The organism is Nocardia sp. NPDC003693 (assembly GCF_053981095.1).
The window spans coordinates 319,185-337,453 of record NZ_JBSFNO010000001.1; the positions used below are offsets into that span (position 1 = coordinate 319,185).

General features: G+C 69.3%; 18 protein-coding genes. 14 read left to right on the forward strand and 4 right to left on the reverse strand.

Annotated features, from left to right (window positions below):
• Nucleotides 1-2 precede the first annotated feature (2 nt).
• Nucleotides 3-536 carry a carboxymuconolactone decarboxylase family protein gene (locus tag ACWDOP_RS01700; protein WP_454204927.1) on the reverse strand — a complete coding sequence of 178 codons (534 nt, stop codon included), beginning with the start codon at nt 534-536 and terminating at the stop codon, nt 3-5.
• 231 nt (nt 537-767) lie between these two features.
• On the opposite strand from ACWDOP_RS01700, the gene ACWDOP_RS01705 reads away from it, so the two are divergent.
• From ACWDOP_RS01705 to ACWDOP_RS01765, 13 genes are all read left to right on the forward strand, one after another.
• Entirely contained in the window at nt 768-2,150 is a 1,383-nt protein-coding gene (locus ACWDOP_RS01705) for an ABC transporter substrate-binding protein (protein WP_456343420.1), read from the forward strand.
• 29 nt (nt 2,151-2,179) lie between these two features.
• Nucleotides 2,180-4,306, forward strand: a complete 2,127-nt coding sequence (locus ACWDOP_RS01710; RefSeq protein ID WP_456343421.1) for a branched-chain amino acid ABC transporter permease — start codon at nt 2,180-2,182, stop codon at nt 4,304-4,306.
• On the forward strand, nt 4,284-5,093 hold the full coding sequence (locus ACWDOP_RS01715) for an ABC transporter ATP-binding protein (RefSeq protein WP_456343422.1): 810 nt from the start codon (nt 4,284-4,286) through the stop codon (nt 5,091-5,093). The genes ACWDOP_RS01710 and ACWDOP_RS01715 overlap by 23 nt, the downstream gene beginning before the upstream one ends.
• A 124-nt stretch (nt 5,094-5,217) precedes the next feature.
• Nucleotides 5,218-5,970: an ABC transporter ATP-binding protein gene (locus ACWDOP_RS01720; protein ID WP_456343823.1), complete on the forward strand. Its 753-nt coding sequence runs from the start codon at nt 5,218-5,220 to the stop codon at nt 5,968-5,970.
• Complete coding sequence (locus ACWDOP_RS01725) at nt 5,967-6,338, forward strand: hypothetical protein (RefSeq protein ID WP_454204924.1); 372 nt, start codon at nt 5,967-5,969, stop codon at nt 6,336-6,338. Before ACWDOP_RS01720 ends, ACWDOP_RS01725 begins: the two co-directional genes overlap by 4 nt.
• Nucleotides 6,310-6,618, forward strand: coding sequence for a hypothetical protein (locus ACWDOP_RS01730; protein ID WP_454204923.1), 309 nt, complete (start codon nt 6,310-6,312; stop codon nt 6,616-6,618). The genes ACWDOP_RS01725 and ACWDOP_RS01730 overlap by 29 nt, the downstream gene beginning before the upstream one ends.
• A 247-nt stretch (nt 6,619-6,865) precedes the next feature.
• Entirely contained in the window at nt 6,866-8,032 is a 1,167-nt protein-coding gene (locus ACWDOP_RS01735) for an acyl-CoA dehydrogenase family protein (protein WP_456343824.1), read from the forward strand.
• Nucleotides 8,032-8,796, forward strand: coding sequence for an SDR family NAD(P)-dependent oxidoreductase (locus tag ACWDOP_RS01740; protein WP_456343423.1), 765 nt, complete (start codon nt 8,032-8,034; stop codon nt 8,794-8,796). Before ACWDOP_RS01735 ends, ACWDOP_RS01740 begins: the two co-directional genes overlap by 1 nt.
• The gene (locus tag ACWDOP_RS01745) at nt 8,796-9,623 is read left to right on the forward strand and encodes an enoyl-CoA hydratase/isomerase family protein (RefSeq protein WP_454204921.1); all 828 of its coding nucleotides are present in this window, start codon (nt 8,796-8,798) and stop codon (nt 9,621-9,623) included. Before ACWDOP_RS01740 ends, ACWDOP_RS01745 begins: the two co-directional genes overlap by 1 nt.
• Nucleotides 9,624-9,626: 3 nt before the next feature.
• Nucleotides 9,627-10,772, forward strand: coding sequence for a thiolase family protein (locus tag ACWDOP_RS01750; protein ID WP_456343424.1), 1,146 nt, complete (start codon nt 9,627-9,629; stop codon nt 10,770-10,772).
• A gap of 13 nt (nt 10,773-10,785) precedes the next feature.
• The gene (locus ACWDOP_RS01755; protein ID WP_454204919.1) at nt 10,786-11,937 is read left to right on the forward strand and encodes an acyl-CoA dehydrogenase family protein; all 1,152 of its coding nucleotides are present in this window, start codon (nt 10,786-10,788) and stop codon (nt 11,935-11,937) included.
• Between the two features lie 81 nt (nt 11,938-12,018).
• Nucleotides 12,019-14,052 carry a sensor histidine kinase gene (locus ACWDOP_RS01760; protein ID WP_456343425.1) on the forward strand — a complete coding sequence of 678 codons (2,034 nt, stop codon included), beginning with the start codon at nt 12,019-12,021 and terminating at the stop codon, nt 14,050-14,052.
• Between the two features lie 62 nt (nt 14,053-14,114).
• Complete coding sequence (locus tag ACWDOP_RS01765; protein ID WP_456343426.1) at nt 14,115-14,444, forward strand: hypothetical protein; 330 nt, start codon at nt 14,115-14,117, stop codon at nt 14,442-14,444.
• A 203-nt stretch (nt 14,445-14,647) separates the two neighbouring features.
• Here the strand turns inward: ACWDOP_RS01765 and ACWDOP_RS01770 are convergent, their stop codons facing one another.
• A complete protein-coding gene (locus ACWDOP_RS01770; RefSeq protein ID WP_456343427.1) occupies nt 14,648-15,058 on the reverse strand; it encodes a VOC family protein in 411 nt (136 codons plus the stop codon).
• A gap of 475 nt (nt 15,059-15,533) precedes the next feature.
• On the opposite strand from ACWDOP_RS01770, the gene ACWDOP_RS01775 reads away from it, so the two are divergent.
• Nucleotides 15,534-15,782 (forward strand): hypothetical protein, encoded by a 249-nt coding sequence (locus ACWDOP_RS01775; protein WP_456343428.1) that lies wholly within the window; start codon nt 15,534-15,536, stop codon nt 15,780-15,782.
• Nucleotides 15,783-15,843: 61 nt separating this feature from the next.
• Here the strand turns inward: ACWDOP_RS01775 and ACWDOP_RS01780 are convergent, their stop codons facing one another.
• The gene (locus ACWDOP_RS01780) at nt 15,844-16,701 is read right to left on the reverse strand and encodes a hypothetical protein (RefSeq protein WP_456343429.1); all 858 of its coding nucleotides are present in this window, start codon (nt 16,699-16,701) and stop codon (nt 15,844-15,846) included.
• Nucleotides 16,702-16,845: 144 nt separating this feature from the next.
• Nucleotides 16,846-18,267 (reverse strand): aldehyde dehydrogenase family protein, encoded by a 1,422-nt coding sequence (locus ACWDOP_RS01785; protein ID WP_456343430.1) that lies wholly within the window; start codon nt 18,265-18,267, stop codon nt 16,846-16,848.
• Nucleotides 18,268-18,269: the final 2 nt, after the last annotated feature.

Consider the following 18,269-nt stretch of genomic DNA (forward strand, 5'->3'; position numbering starts at 1 on the left):
CATTACCTTTCGTGGTGTTCGGGCTGTACACCGAAGCTGTTGAACGCCATGGCCAGCACGCTGTACCCGCCGACGGTGAACACGAAGTCCATGAGCTGGCGCTCGTCCAGGTACGAGCAGAGCTCGCCCCAGGTGCGGTCGCCGAGGGCGTTGTGCTCGGCGAGTTCGTCCACCGCGGTCAGGACCGCCTGGTCGTAGGGGTCTGGGCTGATGCCGCTCCGGACGGCGGCGATGTCCTCGGGGGTGATGCCGGCCTCGGCGGCGATGGAGACGTGACTGTCCCACTCGTAGGCGCACGAGCTGCGATGGGCTACGCGCAGCACGACGAGTTCGCGAACCCGGGCGGGCAGGCTGGACCGGAACAGGACGTAGACCCCGAAACCGAGGAAGGCCTCGGTGAGGTCGGGATGACGCACCAGTGTCGACATGGCCGGGCCCGCGCCGTCGGGATGACGTCGATCGCGGGGGAGCAGGGCGCGTAGCGCACTGCGGGTCCGGTCGTCCCATTCGTCTGCCGGTAAGGGTGGCAGCCGCATCCGCACCTCCTGAGGAGAATCTGATTCTCATAAAGTGACTACTAGATTTCCATGGGTGTGTCATGCTGTCAACGCCAGGTGGGTTCGGTACCCCGGACACCGCAGGGTCACCGCCACCCGGGCGGTGCGGCACGGTCGCCGAATGCGGGACAGGATATTGATTCTCACTATTGGAGAATGTAATTTTCTCGAACGAGGTCCGATGCCGGGGCTCGCAGAGGAGGACACACGGTGAAACCGCGCCGAACACGCCGCATACTCATTGCCCTGACGACGCTGGCACTGCTGGCTTCCGGTTGCGGGCGCGGTGACGATCCCGTCGCCGAGGAACCCACGACCGCGGCCGCCACCTCCGGCGACTTCGGTGACCTGACCGGCGTGTGCGGCCCCGGCAGTGCGAAAGGCTCCACCGCACAGGGTGTGTCGGACAGCGAGGTCGAGATCGGTGTCTTCACCGACATGGGATTCACCAAGAACCCCGAATTCTCCGAGACCGCCAAGGTCTTCACCCAGTGGTGCAACGCCGCCGGCGGCATCAACGGCCGCAAGCTCGTGGCCAACATGCGCGACGCCAAGCTCATGGAGTACCGCCAGCGCATGATCGAGTCCTGTCGCGAGGACTTCTTCCTGGTCGGCGGCGGCGCGGCCCTGGACGGGCTGGGCGTGAAGGATCGGCTGTCCTGCCTGCTGCCCGAATTCCCCGGCCAGGTCGTGCAGGCCGCCAACGCGGGCTCGGACCTGCAGCTGGCCGCCGGCTCCTCGGCCGCCGGACCGGTCAATCAGTACACCGGGTCCGAGCACTGGCTGATCAAGGAGGCCTACCCGGCCTCGGCCGGCGCCGTCGGCTTCATCGTGGGCGATTCCCCGGCGGTCAAGCCGACCGCAGAGAAGATGGTGGCCTCACTCACCGCGGCCGGCGCGACGATCGTCTACAACGACCTCTATCCCGCCGCGGGCGTTTCGGACTGGACACCGTACGCGCAGGCCATCAAGGCCAAAGCCGTTCGCGGGCTGATCTTCCTGGGTGACTTCCGCCAGCTCGCCAAGCTCGAGGACGTGCTCACCGGCATGGACTACAAGCCGGACTGGATCGACGCCAACAGCAACGCCTACAACCCGTCGTTCATCGAGGCCGCGAAGAACTCGCTGTCCGCGCAGAACAACATCGCGGACCTGAGCGAGATCGCGCCGCTGGACTCGGCCGACAAGGTGCCCGCGGTCAAGCAGCTGCGTGAGCTGTTCGCCAAGTACGCCCCCGACGCGGCCATCACGTACCCGGCCCTGCGCGGGTTCCAGAGCTGGCTGCTGTTCGCGAAATCGGCGACCAGTTGCGGCGACCAACTCACCCGCGCCTGCGTCTACAACGCCGCCCGCAAGGAAACCGCCTGGACCGGAGGCGGATTGACCGCGCCGGTCAACCTGTCCACGCCCGCGAGCGAACAGGTGCGCTGCTTCAACGTCCAGCGCGCGACCCCCGAGGGCTGGAAGAGCATCGACTTCAAGCCCGACACCGGGGTCTTCCGCTGCAATGTCCCGACCTTCCGTTTCCAGGGCGAGTACACCAAGGCCGTCACCCTGGCCGATGTCGGCAAGTCCTTCAGCGATCTGAAGTGACGGAAACGATCTGACGTGACGGGACACTGATGGAGCAGTTCATCGCCTTCGGCGTCGTCGGCCTCAGCACCGCCGCGATCTACGCCGTCATCGGCAGCGGGCTCGTGCTGACCTACACCACCACCGGGGTGTTCAACTTCGCGCACGGCGCGGCCGGCATGGTGTCCGCGTTCGTATACTGGCAGTTGACCATCGGCTGGAACGTGCCGGTGCCGGTGGCGCTGATCCTCGTGCTCGGGGTGTTCGCGCCCCTGTTCGGCGTGCTGTTCGGCAAGGCCCTGGCCCCCACCCAGGGCCTGGGCGACGCCGAGAAACTCGTCATGACGATCGCGCTGCTGAGCGGGTTGATCGTGATCGCGCGCTGGGTGTGGGATCCGAACGTCGCGCGGTCGCTGCCGACGTTCTTCGCCGACGTCACTCCCGTGCGGGTGGGTGCGGTGACGGTCACCTGGCATCAGATCCTGACGATGGCGGTCGCGGTCGGTGTCGCGGTGGGACTGCGAATACTGCTGTACCGCAGCCGTATCGGCGTGGAGATGCGCGCCACCGTGGACGACCGCGCGCTGGTGGGGCTCACCGGGGCCGATCCCGGGCGGGCCAACCGGTTCGCGTGGATACTCGGCATCGAACTGGCCGCGGTGGGCGGCATTCTCATCGCCCCCATGGTTGCGCTGGACGCCGCGCAGCTGTCCCTGCTGATCGTGAGCGCCTACACCGCCGCGATTTTCGGCCGCCTCCGCAATCTGCCCATGACGTTCGTGGGCGCGGTGGTGGTCGGCTGCCTGGAGAGCTACCTCGCCGGCTACCTGCCGCAGAACGACTATCTGCCCGGATTGCGTTTGGCCGCACCGGCATTGCTGTTGCTGCTGGCGCTGCTCCTGTTCCCGCACGGCCGATTGCGCGGTCGTGACCGCACCCTCGCCGCCGTACCGCTGCCCACCTGGTCCAGCTCGGCCGCGTTCGCCGGGGTCGTGGCCGCACTGGGCGTGATCCTGGCGACCGTGCTCGCCGAAGCCGATCTCATCACCTACGGTTCGATCTTCGCCTTCGGCGTCATCGCCCTCTCGTTCGTGCCGCTCACCGGATTCGCGGGCCAGATCTCACTGTGCCAGTTGAGTTTCGCCGGCATCGGCGCGGCCACCTGCGCGCAGGTCGGTGCGGCGGGACAGTGGTGGGCGGTGCCCGCGGCCATGCTCGCGGCCGGTGCGGCGGGCGCGGTGATCGCCATTCCAGCGCTGCGCTTGTCCGGCGTCTATCTGGCGCTGGCGACCGCCGCGTTCGCGGTAGTGCTGGATCGCTGGCTGTTCAACCTGCCGCCGTTCGAACTCTTCGGGATACGGATCGCGCTGTTCGAGCAGGGCTCGGTCTCGCTGGTCGGCCCGAACCTGTTCGGCGTCAGCCTCGACACCACCGCCGAGATCACCGTCTTCGCGGCGATCTGCCTGGGCCTGGCCGGGCTGGCCGTGGTCGGCCTGCGCCGCAGCCGATTCGGCCGTCGACTCATCGCCCTGCGCGACAGCGAGGCCGCGTACGCGACCCTCGGCGGCAACCCGCTCGCCGCCCGCGTCCTGGTGTTCGCCATCTCGGCGGCGCTGGCCGGACTGGGCGGCGCGCTGTACGGCATGCAGCAGCAGGCGGTGACCTCCGAGCAGTTCGGTCTCGTCCCGGGCATGCCGATCTTCCTGATCGTGGTCATGGGCGGGCTCGGCATGGTCGGCGCCGGTCTGTTCACCGGTGCGGTGCTGGCCGGTCCGCTGGCCGCGATCCCCGCGCTCTGGCCCGCGCTGTCGAATCTGGCCCAGGTGCTGCCCGCGGCGGGCGGAATCGCCTTCGGCGGCGGTGTCCTGCGGACCGGCGCGCTGGCGAGCATGCGGTCCGAATGGCTGGGGACGCTACGGGATCGTGTTGTCGCACCGGTGCTCGCACTGGCCGTGACGCTGTGCTGGATCGCGAACATCACCGGGATGATCGACGGCTGGTCCTTCACCGGCGGTCTGGTGATCGCCGTCGTCGGCGCACGGATCTGGCACGCCCGACGCGCCCGCCCGCCGGAGCCGGAAAACGTTGCGGTGCCGGTGGAATGGTGGGGCGTGCGCAAGCCCTGGACCCCCGAGGACAGGGAGGTGCTCGACCATGCCGTCGCTACCGCACGCTGAACCGGTACCCGGCGATTCGCCGCCCACAACGCCTACGGACACGAAAGCCGCAGTCCTGGAGTCGAGTACGCGTGAATCCGCCCATCTGCACGTGGAGAACGTCACCGTCGCCTTCGGCGGCCACCTGGCGCTGAACGGCGCCGGGTTGCACGCCGAGCGCGGTGCGGTGACCGGGCTGATCGGACCGAACGGGGCCGGGAAGTCCACCCTCTTCGACGTCATCTGCGGGCTGCGCGCCCCCACCGGCGGCCGGGTGGCCATCGGCGGCCGCGACGTCACCCGCCACGGCCCCGCCCGGCGCGCACGCCACGGGCTCGCCCGCACGTTCCAGCGCCTGGAGTTGTTCGGCCGCTTGACCGTCCGGGACAACCTGCTGGTCGCCGCCGAGCTCGGACCCGAGCGCCGGCGCGCGGCCCGCGCGGTGGACGACCTGCTCGAGCGACTGGGCCTGACCGCGCTGGCGGACACCTCGGCCGACGAATTGCCCACGGGCACCGGCCGTCTGGTGGAGGTGGGCCGCGCCATGGCCGCGCGCCCGAGCCTGGTCCTGCTCGACGAGCCCGCGGCCGGACAGGACCCCGGAGAGACGGAACGGTTCGGCGAGCTGCTGCGATCGCTGGCGGCCGAAGGCGCCGCGGTCCTGCTCGTCGAACACGACATGGGCCTGGTCATGAAGGTGTGCGACGAGCTGTTCGTCCTGGATCTCGGAAAGGTCATCGCCTCCGGCCCGCCCGCGGCGGTGCAGGCGAACGAGGCCGTGGTCACCGCGTACCTGGGGGAGATATGACCGCCGGGGCCCGCCACGGGCAGGCGCCCGCGGTCCGATCCGGGGCGACCGAGGAGACGACATGAGTTCCCCTGCGACGAGCACCGCCGGATCCCCCGGCACGGTGGCGGTCAGCGACGGTGCGATGCCGGAGCCCGTTCGGATCGATGCTCCCGCACCGGCATCGGAGGAGACCGCGCTGCTCGAACTGCGCGGTGTGCGCGCCGCCTACGGCGCGATCACCGTCCTGCACGGTGTCGATCTGACTGTCGCGGCGGGCCGCGTGTCGGCCCTGCTGGGTCCCAACGGCGCGGGTAAGACCACCGCGCTGCGCGTCGCGGCGGGCATCCACCCGGTCACCGGCGGCGATGTCGTCCTGGGCGGGCGCACGGTCACCGGGGCGAATCCGCGCGACCTGGCGCGTGCCGGCGTCTGCCTGATTCCCGAGGGCCGCGGTGTCTTTCCCAATCTGAGCGTCCTGGACAACCTGCGGATGATGACCTTCACCGGTCGCTCCCGCGCGGAGATCGAGCAGATCGCGTTCGCCCGGTTCCCCATCCTGGAGCGGCGCGCCCATCAGATCGCGGGCACCATGTCCGGCGGCGAACAGCAGATGCTCGCGCTGGCGCGCGGTCTGGCCACCGACCCGGCGGTCCTGCTGCTGGACGAACTGTCCATGGGCCTGGCGCCGCTGGTGGTCGGCGAGCTCTACGAGCAGGTCGCCGAGATCGCCCGGCAGGGCGTGGCGGTACTGGTCGTGGAGCAGTTCGCGGCCGCCGTGCTCGACATCGCCGATCACGCGGCCGTGCTGGTGCGCGGGCGGGTCGCCGCGCACGGGCGGCCCGACTCCGAATTCCGCAACGACCTGGCAGCCCACTATCTAGGAAGTACGACATGACCGAGTCCCGCGCGGACCGCTTCGTCCGCGAACTCACCGATCTGAAGATCCCCGACCCGGCCGCCGGACGCGCGCGGCTGTGGCTGCGCATCGGAATCGCCCTGATGGCAACCGGTCTGGTGCTCGCGCTGTCCGCGTACTTCCTCTCGCACGGCACCAAGAACCCGCTCACCCAGCGCGACGCCATCACCCTCGCGCTGGGCGGGGTGGCCACCAGCGTGGTGGGTTCGGCGATCTTCCTGCGCTACTCGCTGACCGAGTTCCTGCGCTTCTGGCTGGCACGACAATCGCACGATCTCGCTCTACTCGGAGATCGACTGGCGGAGAAGGAGATTCACGATGACGACATTGTCTCTGCGGCCCGGTGAGCAGCTGGCCAGCGCCGTCTGCGCGACCCGCGTGGTCGTGGTGCGCACGGCGGGGGCCGAACCGGTCGCCCTGACCTGCGGCGGCGAGCCGATGGCGGTCTCGGCCAAGGCCGAACCGAAAGATGATGCGGGCCAAGCGGTCACGCTGATCGGCAAGCGCTACGTCGACGCGGCCGAATCGATCGAACTGCTGTGCACACGCTCGGGCAGCGGCGAACTCGCGCTGGACGGCGTCGCCCTGACCCTCAAGGCCGCCAAGGCCCTGCCCGCCTCGGACTGAGCGCGGGCTCGCACACGCCGCGCCCCGGGTGGGCGCGGAGCACGTCCCGGCGCCGCGAGCGCGCCGGGATCGACGACGGCCGTCGTCGGCGCGCCGCCGCCCCCGGGGTACAGGCCGGGGCGTTCGAGCGCGTTCGGCCGTCGAGATGAGCCGCCGATGCGGGCGGAACGGCAGACTCCGCCCGCATCGGCGCGCCCACGGGTCGATGACCCGTACGAGGAGAAAGGCGCCAACCATGTCCGAGGGCATGAATTTCGAACTGTCCGAAGATCAGCACCTGATCCGCAAGGCCGTCGCCGAACTGTGCCGCCGCTTCGACGATCAGTACTGGATGGAGAAGGACCAGGCGCACGAATTCCCGGCCGAGTTCTACGCCGCGATCGCGGCCGGCGGCTGGCTGGGCATCACGATTCCCGAGCAGTACGGCGGGCACGGGATGGGCATCACCGAGGCCACCCTGCTGGCCGAGGAGGTGGCGCGCTCGGGCGGCGGGATGAACGCCGCCAGCTCGATCCACATGTCGATCTTCGGCATGAATCCCGTTGTCGTGCACGGCTCCGAGGAGCTCAAGGCCCGGACCCTGCCGCTCGTGGCCACCGGCGAGCTGCACGTGTGCTTCGGCGTCACCGAACCGACCGCGGGCCTGGACACCACCCGCATCACCACCTTCGCCAAGCGCGCGGGCGACGACTATGTGATCAACGGGCGCAAGGTGTGGATCTCCAAGGCCCTGGAGTCCGAGAAGATCCTGCTGCTCACCCGCACCACGCCGTACGACGAGGTCACCAAGAAGACCGACGGCATGACGCTGTTCCTGACCGACCTGGACCGCGCGCACGTCGACATCCGGCCGATCAAGAAGATGGGCCGCAACGCGGTCAGCTCCAACGAGCTGTTCATCGACGATCTGCGCGTACCCGTGCGGGACCGGGTCGGCGAGGAGGGTAAGGGTTTTCAGTACCTGCTCGACGGCTTGAACCCCGAACGCATGCTCATCGCGGCCGAGGCGCTCGGCCTGGGCCGGGTGGCCCTGGACCGCGCCGTGCGCTACGCGAACGAGCGGGTGGTGTTCGACCGGCCCATCGGCATGAACCAGGGCGTGCAGTTCCCGCTCGCGGACTCGCTGGCCCACCTGGACGCCGCCGAACTCATGCTGCGCAAGGCGACGTGGCTGTACGACCACGGCAAACCCTGTGGGCGCGAAGCGAATACCGCCAAGTACCTGTGCGCGGAGGCCGGATTCACCGCCACCGACCGGGCGCTGCAGACCCACGGCGGGATGGGCTACTCCGAGGAGTACCACGTCTCGCGGTACTTCCGGGAAGCCCGCGTCATGCGCATCGCGCCCATCAGCCAAGAAATGATCTTGAACTACCTGGGTTCGCACACCCTGGGACTGCCGAGGAGCTACTGATGACCCACCGCGCACCATTCGACCTCACCGGGCGCTCGGCGCTGGTGACCGGCGCCGCGGGCGGCATCGGCGCGGCCGTGGCGCACGCCCTGGCCGCCGCCGGGGCGAACGTGCTGGTCACCGACGTCGACGGGGACGCCGCGGCCGCCGTCGCCGAGAAGATCCGTGGAAACGGCGGCGCCGCCACCGGTTTCGCGCTGGACGTGGCCGACCGGACCGCCGCCGACACCGCGGTCGCCGCGGCGGCCGAGCCGACCGGCGGCGTCCTGCACATCCTGGTCAACAACGCCGGGGTGACCGACCCGGCCATGTTCGCCGACACCACCGCGGAGTCGGTGCGCAGGCTGTTCGACATCCACGCGCTGGGCACGATCAACTGCGCCCAGGCCGCCCTGGCCGTGCTCCCCACCGACGGCACCGGCCGCATCATCAACGTCACCTCCGCTGCCGCGCTCGTCGGCACCCTGGGCCAGGTGAACTATTCGGCCGCCAAGGCCGCGATCATCGGCATCACCAAATCCCTGGCGAAGGAACTCGCGCGCAAGCGCATCCTGGTCAACGCGCTCGCGCCCCTGGCCGCGACGCCCATGACCGCGACAATCCGCACCGACGAGCGCTTCGCCGAACAGATGCTGAATCGAATTCCGCTGCGGCGCTGGGCCGAACCTGAGGAGATCGCCGGCGCCTTCGTCTTCCTGGCCTCGGACGCCGCCTCCTTCGTCACCGGTCAGGTGCTGCCGGTGGACGGCGGCATGGTGATGTGATGGGCGAGCCGCCGGTGCTGCTGAGCGCCGACCACGACGGCGTCCGCACCCTCACCCTCAATCGCCCGCACCGCAAGAACGCCATCGACCCACCGCTGTGGATCGCGCTGGCGGAAGCGTTGCGGCACACCGCCGATGACCGGTCGGTGCGCGCGCTGGTGCTGACCGGCGCCGGTGACGCGTTCTGCTCGGGCGCCGACATCGGCGCACCCGACCCCCGGCACCCGGTCTACCGGATGCGTGCGCTCACCGACGTGGCATTGCTGCTGCGCGAGTTGCCGATACCCACCGTGGCGAAGGTCGCCGGGGTCGCGATGGGCGCGGGCTGGAACCTGGCGCTGGGCTGCGATCTGGTCGTTGCGACCCCGGAATCGACCTTCTGCCAGATCTTCACCAGACGCGGATTGACCCTGGATCTCGGCGGCTCGTGGCTGCTGCCCCGCCTGATCGGATTGCAGCAGGCCAAGCGCCTGACCCTGCTCGCGGAGACCATCGACGCGGCGCAAGCCCTCGAGCTGGGACTGGTCACCTGGGTGGTGGACGGCGCCGAGATCGACGCGTTCACGGGCGATCTGGCCGCGCGCCTGGCCGCCGGTCCGCCGGTGGCGCTCGCCCAGACCAAGGCTCTGTTGGACGCGGGCGCGGAAGCCGGCTTCCGGGACGCGCTCGCCGCCGAGGCCCGCGCCCAAGGCATCAACTTCGCGACGGCCGACGCCCCCGAGGCGTACGAGGCCTTCGCCCAGCGCCGTGAACCCCGGTTCACCGGGCACTGGACCGCGCCGCGCCGGGAACCCGGCCGGGCGGCATCGACCGAGAACGGAGCATGAGCGATGCGGGAAGTCATTGTGGCGGGCGCGGTGCGCACGCCCGTGGGTAGACGGAACGGCGGCCTGGCGGGTGTCCATCCCGCGGATCTGTCGGCGCTGGTGCTCAACGAACTCGTCGCGCGAACGGGCATCGACCCGGCGCTCGTCGACGACGTGATCTGGGGGTGTGTCTCGCAGGTCGGTGACCAGTCCAGCAATATCGCCCGCTACGCGGTGCTGGCCGCGGGCTGGCCGGAGTCGGTGCCCGGCACCACCGTTAATCGCGCGTGCGGTTCCAGCCAGCAGGCGCTGGATTTTGCCGCCCAGGCCGTGGCCTCGGGACAGCAGGACCTCGTGGTCGCCGGCGGGGTCGAGGTGATGAGCCGGGTTCCGCTGGGCGCTGCCCGGGGGACCGGAATGCCGTACGGGCCATTGGCTTTGGCACGGTACGACGGATTCTCCTTCAACCAGGGCCTGTCGGCCGAGCTGATCGCCGTCAAATGGGCGCTGGACCGCACGCGGGTCGACGACTACGCCGCGCGCTCGCACGAACTCGCCGCCCGTGCCCAGGACGCGGGCGCGTTCGACGCCCAGATCGTCCCGGTGACAACGGATTCCGGCACGGTATCCGCCGACGAAGGCATTCGGCGCGATACCACCGTGAAGAGCCTGGCCGGCCTGTCGCCGTCTTTCCAGGAGGATGGCGTGCTGCACGCGGGCAACTCCTCGCAGATCTCCGACGGCGCCGCGGCCCTGCTGCTCACGACGCCGGAACGGGCCCGCGAGCTGGGGCTCACCCCGCTCGCCCGCTACCGCGCGGGCGCGGTCGCCGGTGCGGACCCGGTGCTCATGCTCACCGGCCCGATCCCGGCCACCGCGAGGGTGCTGGCCAAAGCCGGTCTGACCCTCGCCGATGTCGGCGTCTTCGAGGTGAACGAGGCCTTCGCGCCGGTGCCGCTGGCCTGGCTGGCCGAGACCGGCGCCGACCCGGACCTGGTGAACCCGCTGGGCGGGGCCATCGCGCTCGGGCATCCGCTCGGCGGCTCGGGCGCGGTGCTCATGACCCGGATGATCCACCACATGCGGGACAACGGGATTCGCTACGGACTGCAGACGATGTGCGAGGGCGGCGGAACCGCCAACGCCACCGTCGTCGAACTCGTCCCCTGATCGAGAGGCCATCGTGCGCCGCGACCTTTTCACCGCCGAGCATGACGAATTCCGTTTGCTGGTGCGGGACTTCGTGAAACAGAAGATCGTCCCCGACTACGCCGACTGGGAGAAGGCCGGGCTCATGCCCCGCGACGTCTTCACCGCCATGGGCGAACTCGGCATGCTGGGCATCGCGCTGCCGCAGGAGCACGGCGGCGCGGGGCTGCGGGACTACCGATTCAACATGGTGCTGCAGGAGGAGGCCGCGCGGGCGCTGGTCACCCTCGGCACCGTGCGCACCCAGCTCGACGTCATCCTGCCGTACTTCCTCGAATACGCCGACGCCGCACAGCGCGAGCGCTGGTTTCCGGGCATGGCCGCGGGCACGCTGCTGACCGCCATCGCCATGACCGAGCCCGGGACCGGCTCGGATCTGGCGGGCATGCGCACGCGGGCGGTCCGCGACGGCGACGATTACATCCTCAACGGCGCCAAGACCTTCATCACCGGCGGATTGCACGCGGATCTGGTCATCGTGGTGGCCCGCACCGCCACCGACCCGGACAACCGGCGCGCGGGGCTGACTCTGCTGGTGGTCGAGGACGGCATGCCTGGCTTCACGCGCGGCCGGATGCTGGACAAGATGGGCTGCAAGGTGCAGGACACCATGGAGCTGTCCTTCGACAACGTGCGTGTGCCGCAGGCGAATCGGCTCGGCGAGGACGGCGCGGCCTTCGGGTATCTCGGCCGGAATCTGCCGCAGGAGCGAATCACCGTCGCGGTCGGATCGGTGGCCCAGGCCCGGGCCGCGATCACCGCGACGGTGGACTACGTCAAGCAGCGCAAGGCCTTCGGTACCCCGGTCTCGTCGTTTCAGAACACCAAGTTCGAACTGGCCGCCATGTCGGCCGAGGTGGAGGCCGCGCAGTGCATGGTCGATCGGGCGGTGAGTGAACTGATCGTGGACAAGCTCTCGGGGGCGGACGCGGCGCGGGTGAAGCTCTTCTGCACCGAGGTTCAGGGCCGGGTGGTCGATCGCTGCCTGCAGCTGTTCGGCGGCTACGGCTACATGCTCGAGTATCCGATCGCGCGGCTGTACACCGATGCCCGGGTCGCGCGGATCTACGCCGGGACCAGCGAGGTCATGAAGGTGATCGTGGCGCGCGACCTCGGCCTGTCCTGACCGGACAGGGCCTCGGAAATTCGACTAAGCAAATATGAGAATGACATTGTTCATGTGATCTAGGTCTCCTATACTGTGGCGATGTTCAAGGCGAAACCCGGTGTGCGGGTACGCATTCTGGCGATTGCCCTGGTTCCCAGCCTCACCCTGCTCGGCGTCGGTGTGGGCGGGGCCGGATACCTGGTCGCGGCCAGCGGGCACGACGAAGAATGGGCCTCGAAGATGCTCGACGGGATCTCCCCGGTGTCGGAGCTGGTGGCCGCGATTCAGCAGGAGCGCCAGGTCACGTTGTGGATCTACGGCGGCACCCAGGCCGACGCCGGCACGCTGTCGGGCGCGCGGAATCGGGTGGATACCGCGCTGCGCCATATGAATCCGACCGAGGACGCGCTGCGCGCGCTGGGGCGCGAGGACCTCAAGGACTCGGTCGGCGACCTGAACCTGCTGGAGAAGCTGTTGTTCGGGCAGCGTGCGGCTTTCGACGCGGGAGCGCTGAGCCTGACCGAGTCGTACGCGTTCTACGGACGGCTGCCCGAGATGGTCATCCTCGGCACCCGCATGATCCAGGACCAGGCGCCGAGCGCCGAGAGCGCGGGCAAGCTCACGCTGGCCGCCGAAGCCCTGACCGCGCAGGAGGCGATCAACCGCGCCAACGCGCTGGCCGCGTCACTGGCGGGAGACGCCGGGCTGCCCGACATCCTGGCGGCAGAGTATCAGCGGCTCGTCGGCTTCTCGCACTCGCTGGTGGAGAACTTCGCCAAGGACCAGTCCTCCGAACAGGCCGGGGCCGCACAGCGATTGCTGCAGTCCATGGCGTGGAAGCGCCTGACCGCGGTGGAGAGCGCGCTCGTGCAACGCTCGGACGCGCGCCGCATCTCCGCCGCCTCCGGGGTGTCCACGAGCGCGATGCAGGCGCTGTTCACGACCCCGCTGCCGGTCTCCCATCAGGAGTGGCAGGACGCCGTCGCCGAGGTCTCGGCGGTGCTGACCGGATTCTGGGACGCGCACAATCGGCGCGCGCAGACCCTGGCCATCGAGGCGTCCAAGGACACCCGCGGCGACGCGCTGCTGGCCGGGGCCGCGGTGCTGCTGCTCTCGGCCGGCGCCATCGCCATCGCGCTGCTGTTGGCGGACCGCATCATTCGCCGCCTGCGGCGGCTGCGCAATCGCACCCTGAGCCTGGCCAACGAGGGCCTGCCCGAGGTCATGCGGCGGCTGCGCGCGGGGGAACCGGTGGATCCGGCCGCCGACGGCGCGGTGCTGAACTTCGGTGACGACGAGATCGGCCAGGTCGCCGCCGCGTTCGGGCACGCCCACGCCACCGCGATCTCCGCGGCGGTGACCGAGGCCCGCACCCGCGAGGGCGTGGAGAAGGTGGTGCTCAATATCGCGCACCGCAGCCAGGTGATGGTGCATCGCCAGCTGGAGATTCTCGACGATGTCGAAGCGAACCAGGAAGATCCGGCCATGCTCGAGGTCTTCTTCCGCCTCGATCACCTGGTGACTCGCGAGCGCCGCAACGCCGAGAACCTGATCATCCTGGCCGGCGGTCAGCCGGGACGCCAATGGCGGCAACCGGTTTCGCTCATGGAGGTGGTGCGCTCGAGCGTCGGCGAGACCATCGACTACACCCGCACCCGCGTCTCCCGCATGCCGGACGTGGCCGTCGTCGGCCTGGTGGTCGCCGACCTGCTGCACCTGCTGGCCGAGTTGATCGATAACGCGGTGGCCTTCTCGCCGCCGACCGCCCCGGTGGAGGTGATCGGCACGGTCGTCGGCAAGGGCATCGCCCTGGAAATCATCGACCAGGGCGTCGGCCTACCGCAGTCCGAGAAGCAGCGCCTGGACCAGATGCTGTCCAGTCCACCCGATTTCGGCGTCCACACCCTGTTCGAGGATTCCCGCCTCGGCCTGTTCGTGGTCGCCCGCCTGGCGGCCCGCCACGGCATCACCGTGCGCCTGGGCGAATCCGACTACAGCGGCGTCCGCGCGGTGGTGCTGATCCCGTCCCGCCTGGTGGTCGCGCAGCATCGCGATCCCGAAGCACGGTCCGCCGTCGAGCCGGTACCCGCCTCCGCCACCTCGGCGGTCCCGGGTCCGCCGGCCGTGCACTAGGTCTCGTCAGCTCAGGGGATCGGACTACAGGAAACAAACTCAACGGTCTACTATTCGAAAGTATGTTCGAGAACTGGCCGGAGCCGTCCGTAGGCCCCTCACCGCGCCGCGTTGTCCAGCCGCCCGTGCCTGTCACCGTCGATCTGGGATTGGCCATCTTCACAGACGGCACACACTTCGGCGCCAACGAACTCCCGCTGTGGGTCCGCTCGGGCGGACTCTTGGTCACGGGCCGCTCCCCAGGTCTCCTACTGGCCTGGGCGCGCACTTCCTCCGGGGATTGGCTGGCCCTGGTCGAGCTGACCCTGCTGACCGCCAACGGATTCGGTCACGTCCCCACCCGGCAGTGGTGCACCCGCCGGGCCGTGGAGAAGGCCGACGCCGACCACTGACGCCGCCGGGTGCGTCGTCGTCGTACTCGGTGTTCAGGTCGGCAGACCGCACGATCGCCAGATCGCCCTCGGCCTCGAGGCCCTCTCACCAAGACCGCGCCAGCCTGTACGCGTGGGCGCAGGCGACTTCTCTGCACTTGGCAAGCAGGAGCGCCGAATTGGGCGCAAGTTGCGGCCGGTGCCCGAGCGACCTCGATCGCAGGTCAGCCGGCCCCGGCGATGTTGACCAGCCACGAGATCCCGAACCGGTCGACGCACATCCCGAACTCGTCGCCCCACGGCTGGGTGGCCAGCTCGACCGTCACGGTCCCTCCGTCCGACAGCGCCTGCCAGTAGCCGCGCAGCTCCTCGGCGTCGTCCCCACCGAGGCTGACCGCGAGGTTGTTCCCGGGCCGCAACGTCTCGCCCGGCAGCATGTCGGCGGCCATCAGCGTGAGGCCGGACGCTGTTTCCAGCCGGCCGTGCATGACCTGGTCGCTCATGCCGTGGTCGTCGGTACCGAAGTCGCCGAAGTGGTTGATCGTGAGATCGCCGCCGAACACGTCCTGGTAGAACGCCAGGGCGGCCGAGGCATCACCCGCGAAGCTGAGGTAGGGGTTCAGTCGAGTGGTCATGGACCGACGATAGAGATCTCATCCCACTCGAGGATGTAGTTGCGGCCTGAACCAGCCGGACTCGAGGAGTGATCTGGCGATGTAGTTCGTCAGGTTGCCGAACCCGAGGGCCGAGCCGCGGAGGTGCTCGAGCCGGCCGTTGATCGCCTACTGCCCACCGGAGATATGCCAGTCGACTGCCGCGCAACCGACCGTGACGACGGGGCCGGATGGGCGGGTTACGATGCGGCTTCATCGGTTTCGTGTTGTCGATGATCTGAGATTTCCTACATCTCAGTAACGCACGGAAATGCCGCATACTGCGCTGTCCGAACCGCCAGCGCGGCGCATTCGAAGGCTGAGTGGGATCAACCTTCGAATGGGTCAGTCTCGCGGCCGATGGTGTGTCGGAGCGATCGGCGTGGTTGGCACCAATGGTGAGGTGACGGCGGGCAGTGGGCCGGCCGGCACATCCTGCTCCGCAGGGGGATTCGACGTGAGCAAGAAGATCATCGTCACTGCCAGAACCAGCACCGCCGCACCGACCGAACGGGCGATCGGCCATCGCAGGCTCCTGACATGTCGCATCACCGTCGTTGGCTCGGTGTCCATTTCCCTCCCCTATGACATTCTCGCCAGGCAGATCGTCGTGTTGACCCGGGCCATTACCCGTACTCGGCTCTCGACTTTCGAACGTCCGCTACTACCGGTGGGCTCACACGCCGCAGTGGCCTCCAAGCCCTGATAGGCCCACCCGCGGGCGGTGCCGAGATGTTCGTCGGCGGCCCTGCGCGGCGGTCACGGGATCACCCGAGTACGGCGCGGCCTTCGGGGGTGTCCGCGAGGAGTGTTTCGAGTTCTCCCTTCGTGCGGGCTATGTCGGCGATCCGGGCCAGGGCGGGAGCGGTGTCGGCCCATAGCCACCAGTGCTCGCCGACAATCCAGATCGCGGCGTCGGTGTCGGTGAACTGCTCGAGGTTCGCGTCGTCGAACGGGCGGGCCTCGTGGTCGGGGAACGCGGCGGACACGGCGACGCGGGCGGCGGCGGACAGCGGACCGCGTGCACGTAGCCACAGGCCGGATTTGAACAGTTGCAGGGGTGCGCTTTCCGCGGAGCGCTCGAGGTCGGCTTCGGGGCCCCAGAACGAGAGCGGAGCCCAGGCGTGCGCGCGGTAGGCGTCGGCGAACAGCGTGAACAGCCATGCGGAAAACGGTCGCGACGAGGCGGCCCAGCCGGATGACGAGAAGAACTCGTGGACCGGGGGATCGTCGGTGCCGTCGAGTTCGACGTAGGCGCGGCCATCGCGAGTTTCGTTGGTGAACAGCAGGTGCAACGACTCGGCGGGCGGATTCGGTGGCAACTCGGCCGTCGGGTCCATGAAAGCGGCGAGCGGGCTGATCTCCGCGGCCCAGTAGTCCGCGAGCAATGCGGGGAGGCCGACCGTCCACGAATGGTCGTTCACCTCGCCGATCATCGGCCGGTCGCTGCTTCCCTCGTTCCACACGGTGCGGGGGAAACCGTCCTGGCCGAGCGGGATCTCGCCCACGATCGAGAAGAATTCGGCTAGTGCGAGGGGGAGTGCGGCCGTGGCATGACGAAGTGGTTCGGGGCGCTCGGGTTCCATCATGAGCAGGAAGAGCGTGTCCTGGAGAGGTGACGGCACGACCACGAGAGTACGACCCGGGGAGCCCTCCGTGGTGGGCTCACCCGGGCAGAGGTACCCGAACGATGTTGCAGCAGAGCATGAAACGAGATTCCTCGGTCTTCTGCTTCCTCGTCCGCGAGGCCTGGGTGTACTCCCCGCCCCTCAGGCGCCATAGCCGACGATGCTCTTGATCTCCAGGTAGTCGTGGAAGCCGAACTCGCCCCACTCCCTGCCGTTTCCGCTCTTGCCGTAGCCGCCGAAGGCGCAGTGGAAGTCGAAGGCGTCGTTGATCGTGACGTAGCCGGCGCGCAGGCGGCGGGCCACGGCCCGGGTCTGCTCGGGGTCCGCGCCGGCGACATTCGCGGCGAGGCCGTAGTCGGTGTCGTTGGCGATCGTGACCGCGTGGTCGATGTCGTCGTAGGCGAGTATCGACAGCACCGGGCCGAAGATCTCCTCCCGGGCGATCGTCATGTCGTTGGTGACATCAGCGAAGACCGTCGGTTTGACGTAGTAGCCGGTGCTCAGGCCATCCGGGCGGCCGGGGCCGCCGACGACCAGGGTCGCGCCCTCGTCGATGCCGCGCTGGATCAGCGCCTGCACCTTCTCGAACTGCGGGCCCGAAACCACCGGACCCAGCGCGACATCACCGGCCGGATCGCCGACCGTGAGCTGGGCCGCCGCCGTACGGGCGGCCTCGACGGCCTCACCCATGCGGGCCCGCGGCACGAGCATGCGGGTCAGCGCGCTGCACGTCTGGCCGGCGTTCATCATGACCGGGCCGATGGCCGCGGCGACATTGGCGGGCAGGTCGGCGTCATCGAGCACGATGTTCGGGCTCTTGCCGCCGAGTTCCTGCACCACGCGCTTCACACTCGGCGCCGCGTTGCGGGCCACCTCGATGCCGGCCCGGGTGGAGCCGGTGAACGAGATCAGATCCACGTCCGGATGCGCGGACAGCGGGACCCCGACGCCGGGGCCGTCGCCCTGCACGAGATTGAACACGCCCGCGGGAACACCCGCGGCATCGAGGATCTCGGCGAAGATCTGCCCGCTGAACGGCGCGCGCTCGGCCGGTTTGAGCACCATGGTGCAGCCGGTGGCCAGGGCCGGGAACACCTTCACCGCGATCAGGCTCAGCGGCCAGTTCCACGGGGTGATGAGCCCGCACACCCCGATCGGCTCGCGCACGATCCGGGTGTCGCCGCGCTGCTCCTCGAACGCGAACCGCTCGAGCACCTCGATGGCGGTCTCGAGATGTCCGGTGCCCAGATTCAGCTGGAAGCCGCCCGCCAGCGCGGCGGGCGCGCCTATCTCCTCGGTGAGGGCCGCGGCCAGGTCGGAGGACCGTTTGGCGTACTGCTCGCCGATCGCGCGCAGCACCGAAACCCGTTCGGCCACCGGGGTAGTCGACCAGGTGGGGAACGCCGCGCGCGCGGCGGCCACCGCCCGGTCCACATCCGCGGCCGACCCGCTCGCGACCCGTCCACACACCTGCTCGGTCGCCGGATTCACCACGTCGAAGGTCTCCGGCCCGGCCGGATCGACCCAGGCGCCGCCGATGTAGAACTTCCCGTATTCGCGCATGA